We start from the raw sequence: 25,795 nt of genomic DNA, 5'->3' as shown, positions 1-25,795 counted from the left end.
CGACCGGCGGCAGCTGAAGGAAAGCCTACGCACGATGTTTCGCACTCTCACCAGCCGCCTGGTCCTGTCCTATCTCGCCCTCACCATCGCTCTGTTTCTGCTCGTCTTCCACATCCTGAGTATCGCCATGATGGCGAGCCTCGACCGCGCCATGGAGACCCTGCTGGGTCAGCTCGTCGACCGCGGACAGACTTTCGACGAGGCCCTCGCCGACCTCTCCGAAAAGGACTATTCGGTCGAGCAGTTCTACTTCCGCCTCTACGACGGCAACGGTCGCGTCGCGATCGCCGACGGCCTCGACCAGCCGGCCGCTCAGGATCTCGCCGTCCGCATGCAGCCCGGCGAGAATCGCACCGACACGCTCACCGTCGGGCCACGCACGACCCTGCGGCTGGTCTCCCGCAAGCTCGACGACGGCGCGACCCTGCAGGCCGGAGTCCTGCTCGACAACGACCAGAAGCTGTTTGGCGAGCTCGCCCAGCACTGGTGGATGGGCGTCCTTGGCTTGGCCCTGCCGACCGCCGTCCTGGCCTGGTGGATGGCCCACGGCGCGATGCGCGGCGTCCGCCGCGTGACCCGCACCGCCGAAGAGATCCTCGCCGGATCCCTCAAGGCCCGGGTGCCCGAGCGCCAGCAGGTGATCGAAGTCCAGGAGCTCACCGCCACCATCAATCGCATGCTCGACAAGATCGACACCCTGGTCACCGATCTGCAGTTCGTCACCGTCGATGTCGCCCACGACTTTCGCAGCCCGCTGACCCGCATTCGAAGCGCCGCCGAGATCGCCCTGCGCGGCGCCGACTCCCCGGAGACCTACCGCGACCTCGCGGTGCGCGCCATCGAAGAGACCACCCGCCTCGAAGAGGTCCTCGAGACCATGCTCGAGATCGTGCGCCTGGACTCCGGCCGTGAACGAGACCAGCGCGAGAACCTCGACCTGGCCGAGCTGGTCCGGGAGGTCGCGGAGCTTTACTCCGAGGCCGCCGAGTCACAGGGCGTCACGCTTTCCAGCCGAGTCGTTGCGGCGCCGTCGGTCGTCGCCGATCGCATCGCGCTGCAGCGCGCCGTCGCCAACCTGGTGGACAACGCCCTCAAGTTCACGCCCGACGGCGGCACCGTCGAGGTCGGCGTCGAAAGCTACGGAGAGGATCATGTGGTGCTGTTCGTCGAAGACTCGGGCCCCGGCGTTCCCGAAGCCGATCGACCGAAGATCTTCGAACGCTTCTATCGCGCCGACGCCTCGCGCCAGAAATCCGGCCACGGTCTGGGTCTGAGCTACGTCAAGGCCGCGGTCAAGGCGAACGGCGGCAGGGTCGCCGTGACCTGCCCACCGCAAGGCGGATCGCGCTTCGAGATTCGCCTGCCGGTCGGTGACCGAAACGGCTGAGCAGTGCCGGCCAACAGCGTCCATGTCACCAACCTTGCCGAGCCGTAAGGTCGCCACCAGATCAACGCAACCTCGAGCCTCCAGGCTCGGTGCATGAGAAAAGCACCGCAGTCCAAAACCTCCTTCGTCCGCTATTCGCTCGTCGCTCTCTTGCTCGTCTCCACCGCAACGACTCTCGATGCCACCGAGCCATCGCCCCAGGGGTCTGGCGACTACCGTGAACCGCGCTTCTCCCTCGGCCTCGATCTCACCTCCATCGCCGAGCTCGAGTTCAGCGACAGCCTCGCCACCGCCGAGCTCAACGCCGCCAGCGTCGACCTCGGGCTGCCGTGGTTCGAGCTCTCGGCCGGCATCTTCGACTTCACCTGGGAAGGCGCCGAGGACCTCGCCTTCGCCAATGGCGCCGCCATTCCCTGGGAGCAGCTCAGCTTCGTCGAGCTGCGCAAGACCATCACTCGGCCGCTCAACCAGCGCCTGTTCTTCACCACCTCCCTCGGGGCCGGAATGAGCTACGAGGAAGAGAGCGACGATTCCCTCTACGCCGACGCCTTCGCCGCCGTGATCTGGCGCAAGTCCGCCGACTGGAGCTTCCTGTTCGGTGCCGGCTACTCCTGGCATACGGCGATCGACGTCGAGTACGAAGTCATCCCGGCCCTCGGCTTCTCCTACCGCGAGGGCACCGAAAGGGGCTTTTCCGCCAGCCTGGGAATCCCCAAGACAGAGATGAGATACCGCTTCAATCCACGCTCCGCCGTCGCCCTCGGTGGCGATTTCCAGAGCTTCGTCACCCGCCTCGCGGACGACAGTGAGGTGGCCCCCGCCGGCTATGCCGAGTTCATCCGTTTCGGTGCCGGCCTGCTCTACGAGTACCGCGTCCCGGATCGCTTCAAGCTCGAGCTCGGACCGACCTTCGGTCTCGGCGGCGAGCTCAAGATCCACGATCGCGACGGCCTCCTTCTCTCCAGCGAGGACCTGGAGCCCACACCGGGCTTCGCCCTCAAAGCCAAGCTGTCGTTCTGATGTGGCGCGCCCTCCCTGCCGTTCTCCTCCTGGTCGGCTGCGCCACCGCCGTCGACCTGCCGGAGATCGATCCGAGCGCGGGAATCCCGCCGGTCTGGAGTGAGTCCTTCGAGGCGCCCGGGGAGTCCATCACGTCGCTGGCCGGCCTGAGCGGCGATCCGCGACTCCGGCAACTGGTCCGCGCCGCCCTCGAAGGCAATCCCGACATCGCCCGGACGGCGCTCCGACTGCGCGAGTCCGGGGCCCTTCTCGCCGTCTCGCAGGGGCGGCGCCTACCCGGTGTCGAGCTCGACGCCGGCCAACGCCAGGACCGCTCGGCGGAGCAGGCCAGCAGCACCTCGACCACCACCGTCGGCCTGACCCTCGACTGGGAGATCGACGTCTGGGGCCGCCTGGCGGATCAGGTGAGGGAAGCCGAGCGCCGCCACTCGGCCTTGGCCGCGGACCAGCGAGCCGCGCGCAGCTCGCTGGCCGCCCGCACTCTCCAGGCAGCCCTCGAGCAGATCCTGCGGTCGCGCCGCTTGGAGATCGAAACCCGTCGCGCCGCATCCCTCGAGCAAACCTTGGAGATCATCCGAGAACGCTATCGCCTCGGCCTCGGCAGCGTCACCGATTGGGACGCCGCCCAGTCGGAGCTCGCCCGCTCGCGCGCCCAAGGGCGCGAAGACGCCGAAGCCGTGGCGCGGTCTCGGCGTCGCCTGGGCCTCTTGCTCGGGGATCTCGCGGCCGCTCCTCCCGCGCTACCGAACTCCTTGCCGACGGTTTGGCGACCGTTGGTGCCAATGCCCGGCGAGACCCTCGCTCAACGGCCCGACGTCGCCGCTTCCCTCGACCGTCTCGCCGCCGCCGGGCTCGCCGAGGAGGTCGCCCGCAAAGCCCTGCTGCCGGGCTTTCGTCTCACCGGCAGCCTGACCGCCGAGGGTACGAGCCTCGACTCGCTGCTCGAAGACGATCCGGCCTGGACCCTGCTCGCCAATCTCGCGGCCCCGCTGATCAACCGCAAGGCCCTGTTGGCGGAGCACGAGGCGGCCCAGTATCGCCGCGCCCAGGCGGCCTACTCCCATCGCATCGTCCTGCTCGACGCCGTGCTCGAGATCGAGAATGGCCTGGGAACCGAGCGCTCCCTCCTCGAGCAACTCCCCGCTCTCGAGCTGTCGCAGCACCATGCCGAGCTCAGCCTGACCAGCTTCGAGGGGCAGTACACCCGCGGCCTCGCCGACATTCTCGACCTGCTGGCCGCCCAGCGGGCCGCCTTCGACTCCCAGCTTCGCCTCATCGAAGCCCGAACCGCTCTCCTCCAAAATCGCATCGATCTGGGTCTCGCCCTCGGCCTGGAGGCCATCTGAATGTTGAACAAGAAGATCTTGCTGGCCGCCGCCTTGACCATCGCCGTGGTCGCCGGCCTCTGGAGCCTCGGCTCTTCCAAATCTCGGCCGGCCTCGGCCGAAGACCGCGCCGCGCCGGAGCTGCGCCCGGCGGCGCCATCCCCGACGGACCTCGCGCCACCGGTCACCATCGTGACCGTGCAGCCGACCACCGCCCGTCCCTCGGTGCTCGCTTTCGGCGAGGCTCGAGCCCAGTACCGCACCATCATCGCCGCCGAGACCGCCGGCAGCCTGACCACCATCGCTCCCGACGCCCATTCCGGCGGACGCCTCGCCCGCGGCGCGGTCTTGATGACCCTCGATGGCTCCCGGCAGCTCGAGGCGCTCGCCGATGCCCGCGCCAAGCTCGGCCAAGCCCGGGTCCGGCTGGCGGAAGAGGAGCTCCGCGCCCAGCAAGCGAAGCTCGACTGGCAGCGCATCGGTAGCGACGAGCCCGCCACGGAGTTTTTGCTGAGGCAACCCCAACGAGAGTCGGCTCGCCTCGACGTCGAGGCCGCCGAGGCGGCCCTGGTCGAAGCCCAACGGGATCTCGACCGCACCGAGATTCGGGCTCCCTTCGACGCCACCGTGGTGCGCCGCATCGCCGCCCTCGGCAGCTACGTCGAGCCCGGCAACGAGCTGATCGAGCTCGACAGCACCCGCCAGGTCGAGATTCGGCTGCCGCTGAAGGCGAGCGACTGGGCCCTGCTACCGCCGGAGAAGGAGCTGCTCGCGGAGGGCTGGCCGGTCGACCTGACAACCACCGACAGCCCACCTCGCCGCTGGCAGGGGCGGGTCGACCGCATCGAGCAGCACGTGGTGCGGGAAAGCCGCCAGCGCACTCTGGTCGCGATCGTCGACCGGCCCCTCGAGCAGGAGTTCCCCCTGTTTCCCGGCACCTTCCTGCGCGCCACCCTCGCCGGACGTTCCGTCGACGGCGTTCTCGAGCTGCCCGCCAGCGCCATCACGGAGCAGCAGGAAATCTGGCTCGTCGACGCCGAGGGATTCCTCGAAAAGGCCCCGGTCGACCCCCTGTTCGCCGCCGACGGCCGAGCGCTCGTCCCCTTTGCCACCGACTCCGAAGATGGGCTGAAGGTCGTGCTCCATCCGATGGCGTCCTTTCTTCCGGGCCTGGCGGTGAGGAGCGTCGACAGCCATGACAACCGGTGATCGGCTGACCCCGTCTCCCGTCGCCTGGTTCGTCGCCAATCCGGTGGCGGCCAACCTGATCATGGCCCTGATCATCGTCGTCGGCATCGTCACCGCCCGCGGCCTGCCGCGCGAGTCCTTTCCGGGCTTTCCTCCGAAGACGGTCACCATCGAGGTGTTCTTTCCCAGCGGCTCCCCGGAGATCACCGAGGAGGGCATCGTCCTCAAGCTCGAGCAGGCCTTGCAGGGCACCTCGGGCATCCAGAAGATCTCCTCCCTCAGTCGTGGCGACGGGGCGACGCTGACCATCGAGAAGACCCCGGAGGTGGATCTCGACCAGCTCCTGGCCGACGTCAAGGCGCGGGTCGATGCGGTGCCCAACCTGCCGCCGCGGGCAGAGCGACCGGTCATCCGCAAAGAGACCCGCGAAGAGCAGGTTCTGTGGACCCAGGTCTCCGGAAACGTCGGGCGGGACGTTCTCGAGGCGATCGCCCATGATCTCTGGCGAGACCTGCAGCGGGAACCGGGCATCGACCGCGTCGAACGGGTCGGTCATCGCGACCCGGAGGTCCACATCGAGATCGCCGATGCCCACCTGGCCGAGCACGGCTTGACCCTCGAACAGGTGGCGGCGGCGATCGACCGGGAGTCGCTGATCGACCTCAGCGGCCAGTTGCGGGACGCCGGCGGCAGCCTGATGTTGCGCACCGCCCGGCAGTCCTACTGGGCGAGCGAGTTCGCCGACCTCGTCCTCTCGACGCGCCCCGACGGCACCACCCTCACCCTGGGAGACATCGCCTCCATCGAGGCCGGCTACCACGACTCCTCCCATGTCTGGATGCGCTACCAGGGCCTGCCGTCGATCGGCCTGCGCATTCTCAAGGAGCCGGGGGCCAGTACCGATCGCGTCAGCCAAGCGGTGCAGCGGGTGATCGCCCGCTGGCAGCAAGGCCACCGCCTGCCGAAGGGCGTCCGTCTCGACGCCTGGAACGACCTCAGCGAGCAGATCACCTCGCGCGTCGGCCTGCTGCTCGGCAACGCCTTGATCGGCATGGTCTTGGTGTTCGCCATCCTCGCCCTCACCCTCGACCTGCGCGTCGCCGTCTGGGTGGCCATGGGGCTGCCGGTGAGCTTCGGCGGCGCCTTCCTGGTGATGGATCGATTCGGCCTCTCCCTCAACGACCTGACCACCTTCGGCATGATCGTCGCCCTCGGACTGGTGGTCGACGATGCGGTGGTCGTCGGCGAGAGCATTCACGCCACCCAGCGGCAGCTCGGCAGCTCCCTGGCCAGCACCGTACGCGGGGTTCACCGGGTGGCGGTGCCCACCATCTTCGGCGTCCTCACCACCGTCGCCGCCTTCTCGGTGCTCGGTTTGGTCAAGGGAGATTTCGGACTGGTCTTTTCGCAGTTCGCCCTGGTCACCGCCGGCTGCCTGCTGTTCTCGCTGCTCGAGTCGAAGCTCATCCTGCCGGCCCACCTGGCTCACCTCCGCCCCGGGGACCGCCCGGGCTCGCGCCTCGGCCGGCAGTGGGCGCGGGTTCAGAACCTGTTCTCGCGCGCCTTCGATCGGCTGACGGTGCACTACAAGGGCTTCCTCGAGCAAGCCTTGAAGCGTCGCTACCTCGCCCTCGGAGGAATCCTGGTCTTGACCGCGATCACCCTCGGCCTGGTGGCTTCCGGATGGGTCCGATCGACCTTTTTCCCGGACATTCCCGGCGAGCTGGTCACGGCGACCCTCGAGATGGAGGACTCGGCCGGCTTCGGATTGACCGAGCGCAACCTCGCCCGCCTCGAAGCGAGCCTCGAACGAACCGGCCGGCGACTCGCCGGCGAGCGCCCCCTGTTCGCCTCGATTCAGACCCACATGACCGGCGATCGAACGGGCGAGGTCAAGGTCGAGCTGACGCCCCACCTCGAGACCCTCGCACCGCGCGACATCGCCGACGCTTGGCGCCTCGAAACCGGCCACCTCGAAGGCGCCGAGACGCTCATCTTCTCGGCCGACTTCGATGCCTTTCCGGCCATCAGCCTGGAGGTTTCGGCCAGCGAGGAGGCTTCCCTGGCGGCGGCCCATGGCGAGATCCTCGCCGGCCTCCGGGAGATCCCCGGAGTGCGCGACGTGCGCGACAACCTCTCCCCCGGCCGCTCCGAGCTGCAGCTCGAGCTCACCGCCGAGGGACGCGCCCTCGGCCTGACCACCGGTCGCCTCGCAGACCAGATCCAGCGGGCGTTCCTGGGATACGAGGTGCAGCGCTTCCAGCGCGGCCCGGACGAGGTGCGGGTGCGGGTGCGCTATCCGGAGTCGGACCGCAGCAGCCCGGGCGACCTGACCAAGGCCCGAGTTCGGCTGCCCTCCGGGGAAGCCGTGCCCCTATCCCAGGTCGCCAGCGCGCGCTTTCGCGCCGCCACCGCCTCGATCACCCGGGTCGATGGTCGCCGGGTCTCGACCATCGACGCCGATGTCGATCGCGCCGTCTCCTCACCGGAAGAGGTCTTCGCCCGCCTCGAGGAAGAGCTCTTGCCCGCCCTGCGGAGCCGCTACCCGGACATCGAGATCCGCCAGGAGGGGGAGCTGGCGGAGATCGCCGAAACCACCGCCTCGATCGCCCTCATGCTGGCCCTGGCGCTGGCTTCCATCTACGCCCTGATCGCGATTCCCCTGAAGTCCTACACCCAGCCGATTCTGATCATGGCGGTGATTCCCTTCGGCATTCTCGGCGCCATCCTGGGGCACTGGATCCACGGTCTGCCGATGAGCATTCTCTCCTTCTTCGGGCTCCTCGCCCTCAGCGGCATCGTGGTCAACGACAGCCTGCTGCTGGTCGCCCTGTTCAATCGCCGGCGGCAAGCCGGCGACGACCCCCCGACCGCCTGGATCAATGCCGGCAGCCAGCGATTGCGGGCCATCGTGCTGACCTCGATCACCACCTTCGCCGGGCTCGCTCCGCTGATTCTGGAGACCAACGAGCACGCCCAGTACTTGATCCCGGCGGCGGTCTCGATCGCCTACGGAATCCTGCTGGCGACCGGCATCACCCTGATCATCCTGCCGGTCTTTCAGGTGGTGGCCGACGACGCCCGCCGGGTCCTCGGACGCTGGCTAAGGCCCGCCGCCGCCAGCAAGCCGGTCTTCGACTAGCAGGCTAGAGCCTTACCCCAATCCAGGGCGGCGCCGCCTCGTCGAGGGCCCTCAGTCTTCGTCGCGCTCGAGTGCCCTTGGGGATGAAAGATGCCTAGGGCTCCCGAGCCCGATCAGGGCGAGGGCGGCGCCGAAGGCGCCGAGGTCGGGGCCGCCCTGGATCGGGGGTGATGGCGCACGACATGTGCGTCGCCGGGCCGCGCAGGCCTGAGGGGGGCGCCTTTAGCCCCCCTGGCCGGGCGCCCCTGAAACAAACAGCGGCTGCTGAACAAGCCGCGAATGCGGCTTGTTCAGCAGCCGGTCCAGCCGACGTGGCGTCGGCCGAGGGTGCGGACCTGGTCCCGAAACCAGCTTTCGACGACGGCGAGGTCGGGTTGGCGATGCCAGGCCGGCAACGGCTGATCACGCGCCACCGACCAGTCGGCGAGGCCCTTGAGGGCCTGGAGGGGAAAGTCGCGCACGCGCGAGAATTTTTCCGGCGAGCGCGCCAGCAGCTCTTCCAGGGGCAACCGCTGGCAGAGGCCGTAGAGGTCGAGGAAGTCACGCAGGGAGCCGCGGCTGATGATGGCGGCGATCTTCATCAGGCCGAGATCGAGCAACGAGGCCACCACCAAGGAGCCAGGATTGCCGGCGAGCCGCTCGTCGTCCGCAGCCAGGCGCGGGTACGGGTAGTAGAACAGCTTGAGGCCAATCCCTTCGCCGGTCCTCGCCGACAGATAGCCGTCCCGCGCCGTCTCGACCATCATCGCCGAATCGAAGCGCAGGAAGTCCTCGAGCAAGGCCCGGCGCTCCCGGCTGGCGAGCCGGTTGTGGCGCGTCATCAGATCGAGGTCGCGCACCGGCCGGTGCGACAGATGCAGCGACAGGGCCGCCGAGCCGGCGAGGTAGAAGTCGTCCTTCCAGGGACGCTCACCGAGGGTTTGGAGAAGGCGCTCGCTCACCGTCTCGAGGGATCCAGAGGCGCTCACAGCGGCCAAAGCTCCTCGCCGGCGGCATCCCCGGCCGTTTCGTCTGCCTCCGGTGCTTCGAGGAGAAGGCGCCAAAAGGCTTTGCTACGACGCGACAGGCCACGACCGCGATGGTCGTGCCACCAGCCCGCGAGACCGTTCGGTCCCAGGCGTTGCAGGAGAGCTTGCAGGTCCCGGCCGTCGCCTTCTTCGAGCAACCGGCCGACGACCCAGGGATCCGCGAGGTCGAGATCGGCGCGATAGCCGAAGAACCAGCGGCGCGCCGACGACGGGATCAAGCCTCTTTCTTCTTCAGCGGCATGGTGCGGACGATGGCGGTCTCGCGCTCGTCCTCCATGTCCGCTTCGAGGATGTGCTGGAAGAGATCGATGGTGTTCTTGAGCTTGAGCTGCATCTCGCGCCGAGCGATGCGAAGCTCTTCGAGCTTGCTCTCGATGCGAGTCGACTGCTCCACCGCCTGGCGCACGATCTTGTCGCCGGCGATCTCCGACTCGCGCACCATCAGCTTGGCTTCGCGCTTGGCCGCGTCGGTGATCTCGTCGGAGACCTTCTGGGCCCGCAGCAGAGTCTCCTGCAGCTGATGCTCGCGCTTTCCAGCCTCTTCGAGGCGCTGACGGTAGTAGCGGTTCTCGCGCTCCAAACGGTCGACCTCGCCGAGCTGCCGCGACAGCTCCTCGGCCACCAGCTCGAGAAAATCATTGACTTCCTGCGGGTCGTAGCCGCGCAGCTTCTGACTGAAACGAGTCTTCTGGATTTCGAGCGGAGTCAGTCCCATGGAGCCCTCCTCGGTCGACGGAGCAGCACCGCCCCGGAGCCAAGAAAGCGAGATTTTATCATGACTTAGCGATATATCCCTCAGCTCGTGCGGGAACCGAACAGAACCGTTCCCAGGCGAATGTGGGTCGCCCCCTCCTCGATGGCGATCTCGAAGTCGCGGCTCATCCCCATCGACAGGGCGGTCAAGCGGTCGGCCCACTCGGGCTGCTCGCCGAGCTCACGACGCAGATCGGCGAGGCGTCGGAACCAGGGTCTCGAATCCTCCGCCGTGGCGCTGCGGGGAGGAATCGCCATCAGGCCGGCGAGGCGCAAGTGCTCGAGCTCGGCGAGGGGCCGCACGGTGGCCGCAAGCTGACGCGGCGAGAAGCCGTGTTTGGACGGCTCGTCGCCGAGATTGATCTCGAGAAAAGCCGGTGCCCGGCGCCCGAGGTCGCCGAGATGGCGATCGAGGACGCGGGCGATCTTGGGTCGATCGATGGCATGGAAGACGTCGAACAAAGCCGCCGCCCGCTTCGCCTTGTTGGACTGCAGAGGACCGATCAAATGCCAGGCGATCGCCGGCTGCTCTCCGGCCGCCTCGAGCTCTCGCCGATGGGCTTCCGCCTCGGGCACCTGATTTTCACCGAAGACTTCGAGGCCGGCGTCGCGGGCCTGCCGCAGACGCTCGAGAGGCTGACGCTTGGACGCCCCCACCAGCACCACCTCCGCGGGATCGCGTCCGACTCGCTCGCAGGCCGCCGCCATCCGACGCCGCAGGTCAGCGAGTCGTGCTGCAACCATCGTTCCCTCAGGCGCTCTCTTCGTTCTCTTCTTCGACGAACAGAATGCGTTTGCAGCTATCGCACTGATTGATGCCGGAGTTGTTGCGGATGTCGACCACCACCTGCGGCCGGACGCGGTAGTTGCAGAGCGAGCAGTGCCACTCCCGCGGTCCTTTGCCACCGGGCCGCTCCATGATGCGGACGGCCGCCAGGGCGATCCCCGCTCCGCGCTCCCGAATGCGCTCGAAGAGCGAGATCGACGGCCGTGGCAGGCGCTCGCGGATCTCCGCCTCCTCGGACTGCAGCTTGGCCAGCTCCTCGGCAACGGACGGCTTCTCGGACTCCCATTGCTCGATCCCGGCCGAGTAGCGATCGTCGAGCTCCTGGAAGTCGGAGCGCTTTTCTTCCACCGTCTGACGAGCCGATTCGGCCGCCTCGAGAGCCTCCAGGCCCAACTCCTCCTCGCCGGCGATCAGCTCCTTGACGGCATCGATCTCGGTGAGCAGGGCGCCGTACTCGCGCTGGGTGGTGACGCTGTTGATCTGTTCCTGGTACCGCTTCAGCTTCTCCTGCGCATCGGCGATGGCGGCTTCCGCCAGCCGGCGCTTCTGGCCGGCTTCTTCGGCATTGGCCTCGAACTCTTCGATCTCGCTCCGCACGGCGGTGTGCTCTTCGTGGAGCTCGCGCATCCAGTCCGGAATCTCCTCCAGCCGTCGGCGAGCTCCTTCGACCGCCGTGAGGGTCTTATGGAGCGCGATGATGTTGTCGAGATCTCGAGTCATCTATTTGGTCTCTTCGAGGCCGGCCAGCGGCGAAGGCGTTGATGGAACGCGGTAATCCAGGCTTTCCCTCGTGGGTCCAACTGTGTGGGTCCACCTGGATTTGAACCAGGGACCTGCCGGTTATGAGCCGGATGCTCTAACCGCTGAGCTATGGACCCAAAAACCCCAGCCTGGGGAAGGCTCGACTATACCATCCGGGGGCGGCGAAAACCGACTCCACGGCGGCAGTTTGCGAACCTCCGCGGGCGAGGCCGCGGGGCCCGCGAAACGCCTCCAGGCGAGCTCCAGACGGCGCCCCAGGAGGTCCGCTCGGGAGGCGTCCGAGATCTCTTCGGCGGCACCGTCGGGACGCCACCGCAGAAGCCTCTCTCGCACCTGTGGAGAGGCGAAGACGGGACTCTCGTCGAAGGCTCCGGCAGGGAAGGGAACTACCCGCAGGAGCTGGTGCTCGTCCTCGATCCAGGCGAATCGGTTGTCGCCTTCGGGGCTGCGGTAGAGCTCCGTCAGAACCCCCGTCGGTGCCTCGCTGAACAGGGACGGCGCCACCGCCGGAGAGACCCGGCCTCCGCCTGCCTCGACCAGCGTCGCCCACAGGCGAACCAGGCCCACCGGCTGGTTCGCCGGGGAAACGATCTCGGCCTCGAAGGCACTCGGAAGCTTGATCAGCAGAGGCACCTCGAGATTCGCCCGGGCCAAGCTCGCTCCGTGGCCGGCACGCCCCTCTTCGCCGAGCTCCTCGCCGTAGAGGGAGGTGACCACCACCAGACTTTCGTCCCAGCGTCCGCTGGTGCGCAGGGCTTCGAGCAAACGACCCACCAGCTCGTCACCGTGGGCGACGTTGAGGCCGTAGTAGGCGGCGAGTCGGTCGCGCGCCCCGGGCGGCGAAAAGTCGTAGGCCAACAGGTCCGCCTCCTTGAGGCGTCCCGGCGCTCCACGGGGAAGGTCCGTCCCCAGGCGGTTCTCGAGCCAGTCGCGGCGCACGTAGGGCGCCCGCGGCACGGGCAGGTCGACCCACAAGAACAGGCGTTCTTCTTCCAGGCTGGCGAGGTGGCCGGCCGGGCGCCGGCCGCGGCCCGTCGCCGCAATGCTGTCGAAGCCATGGCCGAAGCCGTGCCGGCCGCGGAACCAGCGGCCGGCGGTGTAGGCGGCGGTCCGCCAGCCGGCTTCGCCGAGAGCCGCCGCCAGGGTGCGAAGCTGGGGATCGAGGCGCGCCTGCTCGTAGTGCAGGACCTGGTGGCTCCAGGGTTGGAGACCGGTGAACAGGGACGCCAGGCTGGGGGCTCCCCAAGACGACGCGGCGATGGCGCGGCCGGCCCAGTCGGCCTCCTGACGAAAGGCCTCGAGATTGGGAGTGGTGGCGCCGATGGCGTCGGCACGCAGGCCGTTCAAGGTGATCAGGACCATCGCACCGCGAGCCGGAGGCTCCACCGGCTCGACACCGACCGCACAGGCCGCCAGCAAGGCCAGCGCCAGGAGGCCGGCGAGGCGGCTCACAGCAGCCGCCGCTGGTAGCTGTCCGAAAGCAGCAGGATGCGCTTGACGTAGATGCGCGATTCGTCGATCTGGAGCCCCTCCAGGAAGCTGTCCACTTCCGAGGTGCGAGCGCGATTCCACAACCGCTTGATGCGGTAAGGTCCGCCGTTGTAGCCGGCCAGGGCGAGCTCGACGTTGCCGTCGAACATCTCCAGCACCTGACGGAAGTAGGTGGTGCCGAGGCGCACATTGAAGGCCGGTTCGATGAGCTTCGAGCGCGACCACCGCAGGCCCAGCTTACCGGCCACCTCGCGACTGGTGGCGGGCATCAGCTGCATCAGTCCGTGGGCCCCGGCCCAACTGCGAGCATCGAGGGCGAAGGCGCTTTCCTGGCGAATCATCCCGAGGACCAGGTGCACCGGCAGACTCTGGGCCGCCGCGTGCTGTCGGATGATGTCTTCGTAATCCACCGGGTAGTAGATCGCCAACGCCTCTTCCGGAACTCCCGCCTGGCGTGGGCTTCCCAAGGCCGGGAAAGCTTCGCGAATTCGGCGAATGCTCTCGACGCGCTCGCCCTGCCGGGCCAGCACCATGGCCTCGAGGGCCTTGCGCGACGCTTCCGGGATGTCCCGCGAGACCCCGGAGAGCTCGGCCTGGGCGAGATCGTCGAGGCCCAGGTCGGTCAACCACTGGGCGCGGGCGAGACCGGCCGGCCGCGGCCACGGTGCAACCGCCTGTTGGGGCGGCAGCGGGTCCGGCTCACTCTGCCCCTCGCCGAGCCGGGCGAGGGCGAACTTGCGATAGAAGTCGGTGGTGTCGGTGGCCGCCACCTCGGTGAAGATCTGGCGGGCGCGATCTCTCTGGCCCAAGCCCTCGAAGGCGCGACCGGTCCAGTAGCGCCCGTAGCGGTGGAACCGGCTCTCGGGATACAGCACTCCGAGCTCGGCCCAGTAGCCCACCGCCCCCGAGTAGTTGCGCTGTTGGAACTCGCTCCACCCCAATTCCCACAGGAAGCGAGCGCCGGTGGAGTCGGCAGCATCGAGAGCCCGCAGGCGGGTCAACACCTCGAGCGCGGGCTCGAAGTCCTCGGGATCGGAGAGCTCGCGGAAGAGTCGGCGCAGAGCCCGCTGCGACTGTTCCGGGTGCTCCGCGGCGCGGCGCAGAAAGCTGCGTCCCAGCTCGCGCAGCTCGCCGCGACGAGCCGACGGCAGGTTGACCCGGCCGCGGCGGGCGGTGGCGGCGTCGAAGGCCGCCATGGCGCGCTCCCAGTCGAGCTCCGCCGCCAGCGAAGCATCGCGACTCGCCTTGCCCTCGAGATGGGCCAGAGCGTCGACGCCGCGGCGCGCCGCGGTCAAAGCCCGCGCCCGGGTCAGGGACCACAGCAGGTCGCGCTCCGAATCGGCCACCTGCTCGAGGGTCGAGAGGGCGGCCGACGCCATCTCGAGATCGATCAGACGCTCGGCGCGCCGGCGCAGATCGTCGGCCGACAGCAGAAGACCCCACTGGACCTCGCCGTCCTCTCGGCGCAGGCTCTCCGCGACACCCAGCTCTTGAGCCACCAGCGGCTCCCGGACCAGTAGATAGCGGCCCGCCGCCGAGCGTTCCTCGATCCGCTCCCAGACCAACGACTCGAGGGCCGTACGGTGTTCCCCCTCCAGGCCGCGGCGGCGGCCAAGGTCGGCGAGCTCGCCGAGGCGGCGCAGGTCGTCGCCCTCGGCCGCCAAGGCGGCGGCTCGGCCGAGGGCGCGCGGCACCAGGGGAGAGCGCGGGAAGTCGGTCAACAGGCGGGCCAAAGTGGCCGCCGCTGCTTCGCCATCGCCGGTGGCGACGGTGCTGTCGGCCAGAATCCAAAGTCTCCAGTCTTCGAGCGGACTCTCGCTCCAGGCGGCGGTCAGGGCCTGCCGGGCGGTGTCGACGTCTTCGCAGGCATGGGCCTGGAGGCCCTCGACCAATCGCCTCGCCGCGACCTCGAGAGGAGATTCCTCGGCAGCCTGGTTCCACTGGCCGATGGCGGCAGCGCAATCGCGGCTGCGCAGCGCCATCGCCGCGGCGGCGACGCGATCTTCCGGCAACAGGTCCGCAAGGCGGGGCGCCAGCGCCGGGAGGGGCAGAGGATCAGGATCGCGCGCCGGCAGGTGCTGCGACGTCCCCGACAGGATCGACGCTGCGAGGATCAGAGGGGTAAAGAGGAGAAGCCGTCGCAAGGAGATTGCACCTACCCCTGTCGGTGAAGAGGAGCTCTACATTCCGAGGGCGGCCGCATCCCCGGCCCCCAGGATTCGCACCAGCTCCTGCTGGAAGTAGTCGGTCGAGGCCACGATGCCGGAGCTGACCCGCTCCTCGTACATCTGGCGCGAGCGGTCGATGTCGTCGCGCAGGCGCCGATAAATGTCCTTGGTGCGCCGCCCTTCTTCGACCTGCTCTTCGTTGTACAGCCGGATCTCGCTGACCAACAGCCGAGCCAATCGACGAGCCTCCTCGTGCTCGGCATCGTCGGCGCTCGCCTCCGCCTTCTCCTCGGTGTTGGCGAAGGCCCAACCAGGGCCCTCGAGATCCGATGGCGGCTGCACTTGAGCGCGCCCAGAGACGGTGCCGTCCATTTCTTCGCCGGGCGGCTCGACAACCGGCGGTGCCGGCGGCGCGGGAGGATCCCCGAAGGCTGCAGGGAAGCGGGAACGATCGATCATCACCGTCTCGTCGCCGGAGGGCTCCGGCATCGGCGACGGTGAAGGAATCTCGAAGGTATGGGCCGGACCCTCCGCAACCGGCGGCTCGACCGGCTCCTCCGGCGGCGCCGCGGCCATCTCCAGAGAGACCTCACCGAGCTCCTGAGTCGAGGTCAGGGGCGGCTTCTCCGGCTCCGGCTCGGGATCTTCGACGATCTCCGGCACCTGCGCCTTGTCGGCCTCGGCCGCGATGTCCTCGGGCATCGACCAGAAGCTGGAATCGGCATCCGCCAGCTCCATCTCTTCGAGGTCTTCGAGCCCCGAAGACGAGCCCTCTTCGGACGCCTTTTCAGCGGCGGGGGGTTCGACGGCGGGCGCCTCGGGCTCCGCGACAACCGCGGGCGGCTCGGGGGGCGCGACGAATTCGGGCGGCTCCGGGGTGACAAACTCCACCTCCGGCTCCGTCATCTCCTCCGGCTCCGCGACCGCAGCCGGAGGTTCGACCAGCTCGAGGCTCGGCATCTCCTCGGGCTCTTCGGCCGGCGCTGCAACCACCTCGGGAGTCGGCTCCTCGGCGACCTCTTCGATCACCAGCGGCGCGGGCTCGACCTCGGCAACGATCTCTTCCACCTCTGCGACCGTTTCGACGACTTCTGCCGCGACCTCGGCCTCTTCCTCGACCACCTCTTCGGGAAGCTCGATCGCCTCGACCACCGGCTCGTCGACCTCGGGCTCCGGGGTTTCGACCGGCTCGACCACCGGAGGGGGCGCCACCTGAGCCACGGTGGCATGGGACTCGGCGGCGGAAGCATCCGAGACCGCGGCCTCGGCCGGCTCCGACTCGGCGGTCGGCGAGCTGTCCCACAGGGGCAGCACCGCCAGCTCTTCGGGAGCCTCCTCGCCGTCCCACAGGGTCGGCGTCATGCTGCGATCCCGGAAGGTCAAGGTCTCGATCGCCTGGGCCGCGAGGTAGGTCAAGCTCTGCAGGCCCGGCACGCTGAAGGTGGGCTCGCCGTCGCGCCGATCGGCATAGAGGGCCGCGGCAATGCGATCTCGCAGGACCAACGGCACCAGCACTCCCTCCTGCGCCACCGGCGCTTCGAGGCGACTGCTGACGGCGGCACAAGCACCGGCATCGAGGCGCACCACGCCGGCTCCCCGGGCGAGCTCGGCCCACGGCTTGTCCTCGCCGTAATCGAAGCTCAGGGAGCTGACGTCACCCTCCCAACCGGAGCCACCCCAGGCACTGGCCTGAGACTCACGCACCAGAAACAGGATGCTGCGGCCGGCGAAGCCATGGCTTTCGGCCAGCAGGGCCTCGAGAACCTGGGCCTGGGTCTCGGCCCGGTCGAAGCGTCGCAGGATCGAGAGAAAGTCGTTCCAGGTACCCTGACGCGCCGCCACCTCGCCGGCCTCGAGGGCGGTGACCGTCTCCGGCGGCAGAATCTGCTCGGGTAGATCGAGGGGGCTCTCGTCGAGCTTCCGCAAGAGCTCCTCGTGCCCCTCGCGCAGGCGTTCCCGCATTCCGTCTCGAAGCTCCTTCAGAGCCTGATCGAACCGGCCCCGAAGCTCTCCGTCGAGCTGAGCAAACTTATCTGTTAAGGACATGCTTGGATCTCCCTGCCCATCACCGTCCATTCCGTCCCCGAAGGGGCCCTCGATTATTGGAGACGGAAGCCGCCGATGTCAAGCTGACGCAAAGCCGAAACTACCGATTAGAAAAGCGTTTAGGCCGCTGACCGGGAGTCACGGGAAAGCCGTGAAAGCTTGTTCGAGGTGCCCCCCTATGGTACCGTCCCGGCGGATTCTCGAGCTTGAGAGGAGGCTTTTTGATGCGGCGTTTTACCGGATTCTGTGCAGGCGTAGTTCTGCTGTCGGCCCTGGTGGCCTGCGGCCCGAGCGTCGAAGAGCAGGCAGCCACGGCCCTCGAGGGCCAGTGGGTTGCCGTGCAGGAGGCGAAGTCCGCCCTCGATCAGATGCGCCAGGAGCTGGCAGACCTCAAGGCTGCCGCCGAAACCACCGTCGAAGGCGCCGAAGAGGCGACGGAAGAAGTCACGGAAGAGGCCGCGGCGGCGAGCGCAGCCGCCATCGCCGAGCTCGAGCAGAAGGTCGACGACACCGCTGGCGAGTTCAACCAGCAGCTGGTCGACTTCATCAACAGCGATCCGCCGGTCGAAGGGGAGGCGCGCAGCGAGCGCCAGAACGCCGCCTTCGCCATGAAGAGCGACGAAGACATCCTGGTGGCCCAGGAGTACATCAACGTCGGCGGCGACTACAAGCGCGCCATCAGCATCTACGAGCAAGCGATGACCGCCGATCCGGAGAACGCCCGCCTGCAGGAGCTGCTGGCGGAGGCCCAGGAGCTGCGCTTCATGAGCGAGGAGCGCTTCGGGGCGGTCAAGAAGGGCATGACCGAAGAGGAAGTTCGTGCCAGCCTCGGCCCGGTGAATCTGCGCAACGTCCGGGAGTACGAGGACAAGGGGGCCACCGCCTGGTTCTACCCCAAGGACGACCAGGGCTCGGCCGCCGCCGTCTGGTTCCGCCGCGCCGGCCAGGAGGCTCCGCTCAAGGTCTACGACATCAACTTCGAAGCCCTCAAGGGTCAGCAGGGCGAGGGCTAGAGCCCGATTCCGGATGCTTCACCGGGCGGCCGTCGTCAACGGGGCTTGACGGCGCGCCCGGTCCTCTGGAAAACTTGCCGGCCCGCTGCTGTGCTGATGCAGTACGGAGCAGACGCTTTACGAAAAGAGGTGATGGAATCATGCCGGTTGTTCAAGTACGCGAGGACGAAAACTTCGAGAATGCGCTCCGCCGCTTCAAGAGGAAGGTCGAGAAGTCGGGAATCCTGACCGAGCTTCGCAAGCGCCAGCATTTCGAGAAGCCCTCGGTGAAGCGCAAGCGCAAGGTCGTGCAGGCTCGCAAGAAGGCGATGCGCAAGCTCGCCGAGGAGCGCCGCCAGGGTCTGGCCTAAGATCCACGGCGCCACCGCGGCAAGAAGACGGGAGCGGAGGAGATCCTCTGGCTCCCGTTTTTTGTTGCCGCCAACGACCCTATCCCGGAGGACCACAGTAGCGACCGAATCGGACCGTTCGGTCTTCCACCAGCAGGAGGTTCCGAGCCATGGCGCAACGCCAGCCATCAGCGCCCGAGGCGCCGGCAGCGAGCTCTTCGCCGGTCGCCTCGCCGGCGACCAGCGCGGCCGTCGAGCTGCCGGCCCTGCTGCGTCTGATCGCCGCCCTGGCCGCCACCGATCTGGGGCGGGCGCGCACCCTGGTCGCGACCCCGTCCGCCGACGAGGAGACTGTCGAAGCGCGCCGCCAGGCCTATCGCGACGCCGCCAGGCTAATCGCCGAGCGCAGGCTCGTGCCGCTCCTCGACCACGACCTCGAACCGCTCCTCGACAGCCTGCGCTCCGACGTGCCGCCCTTCGGCGGCGAGGAGCTGATCGCCCTCGCCGACCTGCTGCGAGCCAGCGGCGAAGCGATCACCCGCATTCGCACCGCCGACCCCGCCCTGCCGGTCCTCGGCGAGCGCGTCGCCGAGCTCACCGACCTGTCGGCCCTGAGCCGGGAGATCCTGCTGCGACTCGATCGCAAGGGCGCGGTACGGGAAGACGCCAGCCCCGCCCTCGGCAAGCTCCGCCGTCAGATCCGGGGGGTGCGAGACCAGATCTACAACGAGCTCGGCGACTACGTCGGCGCCCACGGCGAGCACCTCGGCGAGCAGACCATCCCGATGCGCGCCGGACGCATGGTGGTGATGCTCCAGGCCGGTGCTCGCGGACGCCTCGACGGCCTGGTCCACGGCCGCTCCGGCAGCGGCCGCAGCTTCTACTTCGAGCCCCTCGAGGTGGTCGAAGCCAACAACTCCCTGCAGCAGGCCATCTCCGATGAAGAAGCGGAGAAGGCTCGCATTCTCCGCGAGCTACTGGAGGAGGCCAGACGACAGCTACCGGAGATCGAGCGCCAAGCCGAGCTCCTCGGCGAGCTCGACGGCCTGCAGGCGGCCTACCGCTTCGCCGAGCTCGCCGACGCCCGCCTGGTGAACGTCGCCGAGCGGCACGACCTCGAGCTGGTGGCGGCGCGGCACCCGCTCCTCGACCCGCGCCTCGCCGACCTGCGACAGCGCGCCCTCGGCCGCAGCGGTCACGACGGCGAGGTCGTACCGCTCGATCTCGATTTCTCGTCGCAACGGCGCGCCCTGGTGCTCACCGGGCCGAACGCCGGCGGCAAGACCGTCGCCCTCAAGACCCTCGGCCTGCTCTGCCTCGCCCACCAGTGCGGCTTGCCGGTGCCGGCGGCGAGTGGCAGCCGCTTGCCGATCCTCACCCGGGTGGTCGCCACGGTCGGCGATGAGCAAGACCTGATGAGCGACCGGTCGACCTTCAGCGGCCGCCTGATGCGCCTCGAAGAGGCCTGGCGGGCGGCCTCACCGAACAGCTTGATGCTGCTCGACGAGCTCGGCTCGGGCACCGATCCGGCCGAGGGCTCGGCCCTGTCGGCGGCGCTTCTCGAAGGCCTGGTCGAGGCCGGCAGCCTGGCCCTGATCACCACCCATCTGGCGCTGGTGGCGGCCGAAGCCCTCGACCTCGAAGGCGCCGGTTGTGCCGCCATGGAGTTCGACGGCAGCACCGGCCAGCCGACCTTTCGCCTGGTTCACGGCCCCCCCGGCGGCAGCGAGGCGCTCGCCCTCGCCCGTCGCCTGGGCCTGCCGGAGACCTGGCTCGATCGCGCCGAAGCCCGCCTCGGACCAGAGCACCGTGACCTGCGCCGGCTGATCGCCGAAATGGAACGCCTGCGCCAGGAGGCCGCCGCGGCGCGCGACGAGGCGGTTCGCGAAGCGGCCGATGCGTCCCTCCTGCGCCAGCGCCTGGCGGACGAGCAGGACGCTCTCAAGGCGGATCGCAAACGCCTCGCCAAAGGCCTGCGCGCCGAGCTCGAGGCCTTCCGAGTCGAAACCACCGCCAAGCTCAAGGCCGAGACCGACAAGATTCGCCGCGAGCTCGAGTCGGGCCGGCGCAAGAGTCTCGAAGCCCGGGCCACGGCGCGCCTGTTCGAGGACGCTCCGAAGATCGAAGTACCTCGCGACCTCGACGACGCCCCGCCGGAGCTCGGCGACGAGGTCCAGCACCGCACCTTCGGCTGGCGAGGAAGGCTCGAGAAGGTCGACCGCGGCCGCGCCGAGATCCTGGTGCGCGGCAAGCGCGTGCGTTGCCGCCTCGACGAGCTCGACCGGATCGCCGGCAGCCAGCGCAAACGCCCCCCGAAGGCGGCCGTCGCCCAACCCGAGGCCGGTGACATCGCCGGCGAGATCAAGCTCCTCGGGAAACGCGTCGAGCCGGCCCTGGTCGAGCTCGACGCCTACCTCGACCGCGTGCTCCTCAGCGGCCGCGACCAGGTGCGCATCGTTCACGGCCACGGCACCGGCCGCCTACGGGACGCCGTACGCCACCACCTGCGAACCCACCCGGCGATCGCCGATCAGCGCCCGGGCCGCGCCTCGGAGGGCGGCGAAGGTGCCACCGTCGCCACCCTGCGCGGCGCCTGACGGACCTCCTCCCCGCGCCCCCATGGCCCTCGGCAACATCGATCTCACGCCCCAGCTCGTCCAGGCGGTGCGCGATGCCATCGACATCGTCGACATCGCTTCGGAGCACACCCGGCTGACGCCCAAGGGACAGCGCCACGAGGGGCTCTGCCCGCTGCACAAGGAGAAGACGCCGTCCTTCAGCGTCGATCCGGACCAGGGCCTCTACTACTGCTTCGGATGCGGCGCCGGCGGCGACGCCATCAAGCTCCACATGCAGCTCTCCGGGGACGACTTTCCGGCCGCCATCGAGACCCTGGCCCTGCGCTACGGCATTCCGCTCACCGCCCGCCGCGACAAGCGCCGGCGCAGCGACGAGCCCAACATCGAGGGCGCCCTGGCGGCGGCCGCCGAGTTCTTTCGCGAGCGCCTGGAGCGCGAACGTCTGCCGCGCGAGTACCTCGAGCGCCGACGCATTCCAGCGCAGCTCGCCGAGCGCTTCGCCCTCGGCTACGCCCCCGACGGCTGGCAGAACCTGTGCGACGCCCTGCGCGGCAAGGTCCCGACCAAGGATTTGATCGCCGCCGGCCTGGCCGGCAAATCCCCCAAGAGCGGCAACCTCTACGATCGTGTCCGCCACCGCCTGGTGTTCCCGATCCACAACACCTCGGGACGCCTGGTGGGCTTCGGCGGTCGCACCCTCGGCGACGACAAGGCGAAGTACATCAACACCCGCGAGACGGACCGCTTCCACAAGGGCACCCTGCTCTACGGCCTGTTCCAGGCGCGCAAGGCGGCCCGCGAAGGCGGTCGCATCCTGCTGGTCGAGGGCTATTTCGACGTCATCGCAGCGGCTGCCGCCGGCTTCGACGCGGCGGTCGCCAGCATGGGCACTTCGCTGACCGACAGCCAGGCCCGGCTGCTCAACCGCTTCGCCGAGGAAGTGGTGGTGGGCTACGACGGCGATCGCGCCGGCGAAGAGGCCTTCCGGCGCGCTCTCCCGACCCTGCTCGGGGAAGGGCTGGCGATCTACCGCGCCGACTTCGGCGAGGGCCACGATCCGGACTCGCTGCGCCTCGAGGCCGGCGAGGCGGCGGTGGCCCGAGCCATCGACCACGCCCCCGACGGCCTGCTCCTCGAGTTCGAGCGCCTGACTCCGGAGGCCAGCCTGCGCGACCCTCAGGGTCAGGCCCGCGCCGGCCGCGAGATCCTCCGCCTGCTCGAGGCCATTCCCGACTCGGTGCTGCGCTACAGCTATGCGCGCCGCGCCAGTCACCGCCTCGACGTACCGGTCGACGTCCTGCTGCGGCGGGCCCAGGCGCCGCCCCGCCAGGAGAGCTCCGAGCCGACCACCGAAAGCGCACCCCGGACCCCCGGCAAGGCCGCCGAGGAAGCCGCCCTGCGCCAGCTTCTCGTCGAGGGCGCCGAGGCCCCGGCTCTCGCCACCCTGCCACCGGTCGAAGTCTTTCTCGATGGTGAATGCAGGAATATTTTCGGGGCTTACCGCACTCTATATGGAGAACAGGGCCAGGCACCCTCCGCCAAGGAGGTCCTGGCGACGTTCGTACAGGGGGCGAGCGAAGTTGACCGCGTTGCCTCGATTTTGCTACAAACGTCATTTGGCCCAGAGGGTTTGGTGCAAGCCGATTCTCTGGCTCTCTTGATGAAGCGTTGGAGGCAGCAACGCCTGAAGCAGCTCATTCGCGAGATTCAAGACGCCCAAAAGGCTGGAGATGCGGAGCGGCAGCAGCGGCTCTTGCAAGAAAAGTCCGAGCTGACCCGCCTCCTTCATGGAGGCTCGCCATGAGCCCGGCTACGCCGGCGACAACTGGTCGTGCCCACCGCGCTCGCTTTGGCCGCAAGGCCGTGTCTTCTGAGGGGGAATATGGGAAATAGGAGGTCCACCTTGGCCACTGCGAAGTCGGCTACCGTCGAAGAGCGGTATCCGTCGGTACGACAGCTTCTCGAGCTCGGCAAGGAGAAGGGCTACCTTCTCTACGACGAGATCTTCGAGATGCTGCCCGAAGAGGTCGTTGCGATTCCCGACGACCTCGAGGATGTCTACGTCCGCTTCTCCGAAAACAGCATCGACGTCATCGACCGGCCCGAGCGCTACCAGAATCGCGATGACCTCGAGTCCGGATCGCCGGACTTCGAGAAGAAGGAAGACGGTTCGCCCGAGTACGGCCTGACGGTCCACGAGAAGACCAACGACCCGGTGCGCATGTACCTGCGCGAGATGGGAACGGTGCCGCTTCTCGACCGCGAAGGCGAGGTCGAGATCGCCCAGCGCATCGAGCAGGGAGAATGGCTGATCTACGAGGCTCTGTGCGAGAACGACCTGGTTCTCTCGGAGCTGCTGCGCCTCAACGAGCTCGCCCAAAAGGACAAGACCGTCCTGCGTGAGCTGATGGCGGCGGCACCGGACGAGCCCCTCGACAGCAAGGCCGCCGACCGCATCAAGAAGAACCTCAAGGTGTTCTCCAAGATCGGCGAAGACGACAAGGAGATCAAGGAGCTGCGCAAGCGCCAGAAGCGGTGCAAGGACGGCAGCGACAAGTTCCTCGAGATCGATCGTGAGATCGACCGCGTGGTGGCCCGCATCGCCAAGGCCATCCGCTCGATCGACTTCAGCGTCCAGGCGCGCAATCGCATGGTCGACTTCCTGAAGGGCATCGACAAGCAGTTCGGACGCTTCGAGCAGGACATCAAGCGTGCCCAGACGGCCCTCAAGCGGGAGACCAACGAAGAGCTCCAGGCCCTGCATCGCCGGCGCATCGACAAGTATCGCGGCAAGCTGCGGGAGCTCGAGGAGCGCTATGGCACCACCCACGCCGAGATCGGCAACACGATCAAGAAGATCCGCCGCGGCGAGGGCATCTGCGAGCAGGCCAAGGAAGAGCTGATCGTCGCCAACCTGCGTTTGGTGGTCTCGATCGCCAAGAAGTACACCAACCGCGGCCTGCAGTTCCTCGACCTGATTCAGGAGGGCAACATCGGCCTGATGAAGGCGGTGGAGAAGTTCGAGTACCGGCGCGGCTACAAGTTCTCGACCTACGCCACCTGGTGGATTCGGCAGGCCATCACCCGCGCCATCGCCGACCAGGCGCGCACCATCCGGATCCCGGTGCACATGATCGAGACCATCAACAAGCTCACCCGCACCAGCCGTTCGCTGGTGCAGGAGCTGGGTCGCGAGCCGACCGCCGAGGAGATCGGCGAGCGCATGGACCTGCCGGCCTCGAAGGTGCGCAAGATCATGAAGATCGCCCAGGAGCCGATCTCCCTCGAAACGCCCATCGGCGAAGAGGAAGATTCGCATCTCGGCGACTTCATCGAGGACAAGAATGCCGTCTCGCCGATCGACTCGGTGATCTTCGGCAACCTCAAGGACCAGACCCGCGGCGTGTTGAAGACACTGACACCGCGCGAAGAGCTGGTGTTGAAGATGCGCTTCGGTGTCGGCGAAGGGTCCGAGCACACCCTCGAAGAGGTGGGCCGTTCCTTCAACGTCACCCGCGAGCGTATTCGGCAGATCGAGTCGAAGGCCCTGCGCAAGCTGCGGCACCCCAGCCGCTCCGGCAAGCTCAAGCCCTTCCTCGACAACACTCTGCAGCAGTAAGTTCGGTCACGGCTCCACCCCTCTCGGCGGGGGGTGGAGCTGTTGACAGCTCCACCCCGGAGCCTTAAAATTCGCGGCTCGGGCGCCTCGTAAAGGGGCCCCACACTCCTGGGTAGCTCAGTGGTAGAGCGGTCGGCTGTTAACCGATTGGTCGGGGGTTCAAATCCCTCCCCAGGAGCCATTTCTTTAACGCACCCCACGCGGCTCCAGAGCTCCCTCCAGCGTTGAGACTCGCGGCCGCTTCCGGCGGCCCCGCGAGCGGAACTTCCGTCGCTGCCCTCGCCCGATCTCCCGGGCTCCCGGCCGCCTCGATGGGACGGTGACCCCACAGCCCGGGGTCAGCGTCAGAACTCAACCGGTGGCATCGCAGCATCAGGCCACCCGACTCTTTCGAGGAGCGTCATGTTCGAGATCATCGACCACGATTCGATTCGCGAGCTGAGGATCGCCCGCCCGCCGGTCAACGCCCTCAGCCCGGAGCTCATCGCCGGGCTGCGCAAAGCCATCGAGGACGCTCCCGGGATGGGCATCGAGGCGATGATCCTCTCCGGCCGCCCCGGCATGTTTTCGGCCGGTCTCGACGTGCCTCACCTGCTGGGTCTCGACCGCGACGCCATCGCGCCCTTCCTCGACAACCTCTTCGGCCTGATGCGCGCCATCGCTCTGGCGCCGGTGCCGATCGCCGCTGCGGTCACCGGTCACAGCCCGGCCGGTGGCGCCATCATGGCGATCTTCTGCGACACCCGCATCATGGCCGAGGGCAGCTACAAGATCGGCTTCAACGAAGTCGAGGTCGGACTGCCCGTGCCGGGGGTGGTCTACCGCGCCCTTGAGCGCCGCGTCGGTGCCCGCCAGGCCGAGCGCCTGTGTCTCAGTGGCAGCCTGATCACCGCCGACGAGGCCTACGAGATCGGCTTCGTCGACGCCCTGGCACCGGCCGAGAAAGTCGCCGAGCGGGCCCTCACCTGGTGCCAGAAGCTCCTCGCCCTGCCGCCGACGGCGGTGCGCAAGACCCGCCAAGTCACCCGCCAAGACCTGCACCGCGCCTTCGAAGAGCTCCAGGTGCAGACGGAGCTGTTCGTCGACGCCTGGTTCAGCGACGAGACCCAGGGCGCCATGCGCGCCCTCGTCGCCCGCTTGGCGGAACGAAAGTAGAGC

General features: G+C 68.2%; 19 protein-coding genes and 2 tRNA genes. 13 read left to right on the top strand and 8 right to left on the bottom strand.

Translation table 11 applies throughout. The features are described from left to right. Positions 1–34 precede the first annotated feature (34 nt). The 5 genes from AAF604_07460 (at position 35) to AAF604_07440 (ending at position 8,062) form a co-directional block, all read left to right on the top strand. Positions 35–1,387 (top strand): ATP-binding protein, encoded by a 1,353-nt coding sequence (locus AAF604_07460; GenBank protein MEM7049478.1) that lies wholly within the window; start codon positions 35–37, stop codon positions 1,385–1,387. 93 nt (positions 1,388–1,480) lie between these two features. Beyond that, positions 1,481–2,407 carry a hypothetical protein gene (locus AAF604_07455; GenBank protein MEM7049477.1) on the top strand — a complete coding sequence of 309 codons (927 nt, stop codon included), beginning with the start codon at positions 1,481–1,483 and terminating at the stop codon, positions 2,405–2,407. Further along, on the top strand, positions 2,407–3,753 hold the full coding sequence (locus tag AAF604_07450) for a TolC family protein (protein ID MEM7049476.1): 1,347 nt from the start codon (positions 2,407–2,409) through the stop codon (positions 3,751–3,753). Before AAF604_07455 ends, AAF604_07450 begins: the two co-directional genes overlap by 1 nt. Further along, positions 3,754–4,941 (top strand): efflux RND transporter periplasmic adaptor subunit, encoded by a 1,188-nt coding sequence (locus AAF604_07445; protein ID MEM7049475.1) that lies wholly within the window; start codon positions 3,754–3,756, stop codon positions 4,939–4,941. Next, the gene (locus AAF604_07440; protein MEM7049474.1) at positions 4,928–8,062 is read left to right on the top strand and encodes an efflux RND transporter permease subunit; all 3,135 of its coding nucleotides are present in this window, start codon (positions 4,928–4,930) and stop codon (positions 8,060–8,062) included. The genes AAF604_07445 and AAF604_07440 overlap by 14 nt, the downstream gene beginning before the upstream one ends. A gap of 290 nt (positions 8,063–8,352) precedes the next feature. Here AAF604_07440 and AAF604_07435 read toward each other — a convergent pair whose 3' ends face one another. From AAF604_07435 to AAF604_07410, 6 genes are all read right to left on the bottom strand, one after another. Next, positions 8,353–9,030, bottom strand: coding sequence for a nucleotidyl transferase AbiEii/AbiGii toxin family protein (locus AAF604_07435; protein ID MEM7049473.1), 678 nt, complete (start codon positions 9,028–9,030; stop codon positions 8,353–8,355). Then, on the bottom strand, positions 9,027–9,308 hold the full coding sequence (locus tag AAF604_07430; protein MEM7049472.1) for a hypothetical protein: 282 nt from the start codon (positions 9,306–9,308) through the stop codon (positions 9,027–9,029). Before AAF604_07430 ends, AAF604_07435 begins: the two co-directional genes overlap by 4 nt. After that, positions 9,305–9,805 (bottom strand): DivIVA domain-containing protein, encoded by a 501-nt coding sequence (locus AAF604_07425; GenBank protein ID MEM7049471.1) that lies wholly within the window; start codon positions 9,803–9,805, stop codon positions 9,305–9,307. Before AAF604_07425 ends, AAF604_07430 begins: the two co-directional genes overlap by 4 nt. 80 nt (positions 9,806–9,885) lie before the next feature. Next, entirely contained in the window at positions 9,886–10,587 is a 702-nt protein-coding gene (locus AAF604_07420; GenBank protein MEM7049470.1) for a YggS family pyridoxal phosphate-dependent enzyme, read from the bottom strand. 7 nt (positions 10,588–10,594) lie between these two features. Next, positions 10,595–11,350: a hypothetical protein gene (locus tag AAF604_07415; protein MEM7049469.1), complete on the bottom strand. Its 756-nt coding sequence runs from the start codon at positions 11,348–11,350 to the stop codon at positions 10,595–10,597. Between the two features lie 85 nt (positions 11,351–11,435). Beyond that, positions 11,436–11,508 (bottom strand) — tRNA-Ile (locus tag AAF604_07410). Between the two features lie 889 nt (positions 11,509–12,397). Between AAF604_07410 and AAF604_07405 the strand changes: the two genes are divergently transcribed. Beyond that, entirely contained in the window at positions 12,398–12,862 is a 465-nt protein-coding gene (locus AAF604_07405) for a hypothetical protein (protein ID MEM7049468.1), read from the top strand. On the opposite strand, the gene AAF604_07400 is transcribed toward AAF604_07405, so the two are convergent. Both AAF604_07400 and AAF604_07395 read right to left on the bottom strand, forming a co-directional pair. Continuing rightward, entirely contained in the window at positions 12,841–15,027 is a 2,187-nt protein-coding gene (locus AAF604_07400) for a transglycosylase SLT domain-containing protein (protein MEM7049467.1), read from the bottom strand. The two genes, AAF604_07405 and AAF604_07400, sit on opposite strands and share 22 nt — an antisense overlap. Before the next feature lie 36 nt (positions 15,028–15,063). Further along, positions 15,064–17,013: a hypothetical protein gene (locus AAF604_07395; protein MEM7049466.1), complete on the bottom strand. Its 1,950-nt coding sequence runs from the start codon at positions 17,011–17,013 to the stop codon at positions 15,064–15,066. Positions 17,014–17,321: 308 nt separating this feature from the next. Here AAF604_07395 and AAF604_07390 point away from each other — a divergent pair, with 308 nt between their 5' ends. The 7 genes from AAF604_07390 (at position 17,322) to AAF604_07360 (ending at position 25,792) form a co-directional block, all read left to right on the top strand. After that, positions 17,322–18,110 carry a hypothetical protein gene (locus AAF604_07390; protein MEM7049465.1) on the top strand — a complete coding sequence of 263 codons (789 nt, stop codon included), beginning with the start codon at positions 17,322–17,324 and terminating at the stop codon, positions 18,108–18,110. A gap of 140 nt (positions 18,111–18,250) precedes the next feature. Further along, positions 18,251–18,460 carry a 30S ribosomal protein S21 gene (gene rpsU / locus AAF604_07385; GenBank protein MEM7049464.1) on the top strand — a complete coding sequence of 70 codons (210 nt, stop codon included), beginning with the start codon at positions 18,251–18,253 and terminating at the stop codon, positions 18,458–18,460. 149 nt (positions 18,461–18,609) lie between these two features. Then, positions 18,610–21,036 (top strand): Smr/MutS family protein, encoded by a 2,427-nt coding sequence (locus AAF604_07380; GenBank protein ID MEM7049463.1) that lies wholly within the window; start codon positions 18,610–18,612, stop codon positions 21,034–21,036. 22 nt (positions 21,037–21,058) lie between these two features. After that, entirely contained in the window at positions 21,059–22,822 is a 1,764-nt protein-coding gene (gene dnaG / locus AAF604_07375) for a DNA primase (protein MEM7049462.1), read from the top strand. Positions 22,823–22,921: 99 nt separating this feature from the next. Beyond that, positions 22,922–24,637 (top strand): RNA polymerase sigma factor RpoD, encoded by a 1,716-nt coding sequence (gene rpoD, locus AAF604_07370; protein ID MEM7049461.1) that lies wholly within the window; start codon positions 22,922–22,924, stop codon positions 24,635–24,637. 106 nt (positions 24,638–24,743) lie between these two features. Continuing rightward, positions 24,744–24,818 (top strand) — tRNA-Asn (locus AAF604_07365). A 221-nt stretch (positions 24,819–25,039) separates the two neighbouring features. Then, positions 25,040–25,792: an enoyl-CoA hydratase/isomerase family protein gene (locus AAF604_07360; protein MEM7049460.1), complete on the top strand. Its 753-nt coding sequence runs from the start codon at positions 25,040–25,042 to the stop codon at positions 25,790–25,792. Positions 25,793–25,795 lie beyond the last annotated feature (3 nt).

Source organism: Acidobacteriota bacterium, from assembly GCA_039028635.1.
Lineage (GTDB): Bacteria > Acidobacteriota > Thermoanaerobaculia > Multivoradales > JBCCEF01 > JBCCEF01.
Note: the sequence above shows the minus strand (reverse complement) of the source record. Positions and strands in the feature narration are given on the sequence as shown.

Bases quoted from the DNA above. Each gene is read 5' to 3' on its own strand.
- AAF604_07460 (MEM7049478.1), top strand. From the start codon at position 35: ATGTTTCGCACTCTCACCAGCCGCCTGGTCCTGTCCTATCTCGCCCTC.
- AAF604_07455 (MEM7049477.1), top strand. From the start codon at position 1,481: ATGAGAAAAGCACCGCAGTCCAAAACCTCCTTCGTCCGCTATTCGCTC.
- AAF604_07450 (MEM7049476.1), top strand. From the start codon at position 2,407: ATGTGGCGCGCCCTCCCTGCCGTTCTCCTCCTGGTCGGCTGCGCCACC.
- AAF604_07445 (MEM7049475.1), top strand. From the start codon at position 3,754: ATGTTGAACAAGAAGATCTTGCTGGCCGCCGCCTTGACCATCGCCGTG.
- AAF604_07440 (MEM7049474.1), top strand. From the start codon at position 4,928: ATGACAACCGGTGATCGGCTGACCCCGTCTCCCGTCGCCTGGTTCGTC.
- AAF604_07425 (MEM7049471.1), bottom strand. From the start codon at position 9,805: ATGGGACTGACTCCGCTCGAAATCCAGAAGACTCGTTTCAGTCAGAAG.
- AAF604_07420 (MEM7049470.1), bottom strand. From the start codon at position 10,587: ATGGTTGCAGCACGACTCGCTGACCTGCGGCGTCGGATGGCGGCGGCC.
- AAF604_07415 (MEM7049469.1), bottom strand. From the start codon at position 11,350: ATGACTCGAGATCTCGACAACATCATCGCGCTCCATAAGACCCTCACG.
- AAF604_07395 (MEM7049466.1), bottom strand. From the start codon at position 17,013: ATGCGGGAACGCCTGCGCGAGGGGCACGAGGAGCTCTTGCGGAAGCTC.
- AAF604_07390 (MEM7049465.1), top strand. From the start codon at position 17,322: ATGCGGCGTTTTACCGGATTCTGTGCAGGCGTAGTTCTGCTGTCGGCC.
- rpsU (MEM7049464.1), top strand. From the start codon at position 18,251: ATGCCGGTTGTTCAAGTACGCGAGGACGAAAACTTCGAGAATGCGCTC.
- AAF604_07380 (MEM7049463.1), top strand. From the start codon at position 18,610: ATGGCGCAACGCCAGCCATCAGCGCCCGAGGCGCCGGCAGCGAGCTCT.
- dnaG (MEM7049462.1), top strand. From the start codon at position 21,059: ATGGCCCTCGGCAACATCGATCTCACGCCCCAGCTCGTCCAGGCGGTG.
- AAF604_07360 (MEM7049460.1), top strand. From the start codon at position 25,040: ATGTTCGAGATCATCGACCACGATTCGATTCGCGAGCTGAGGATCGCC.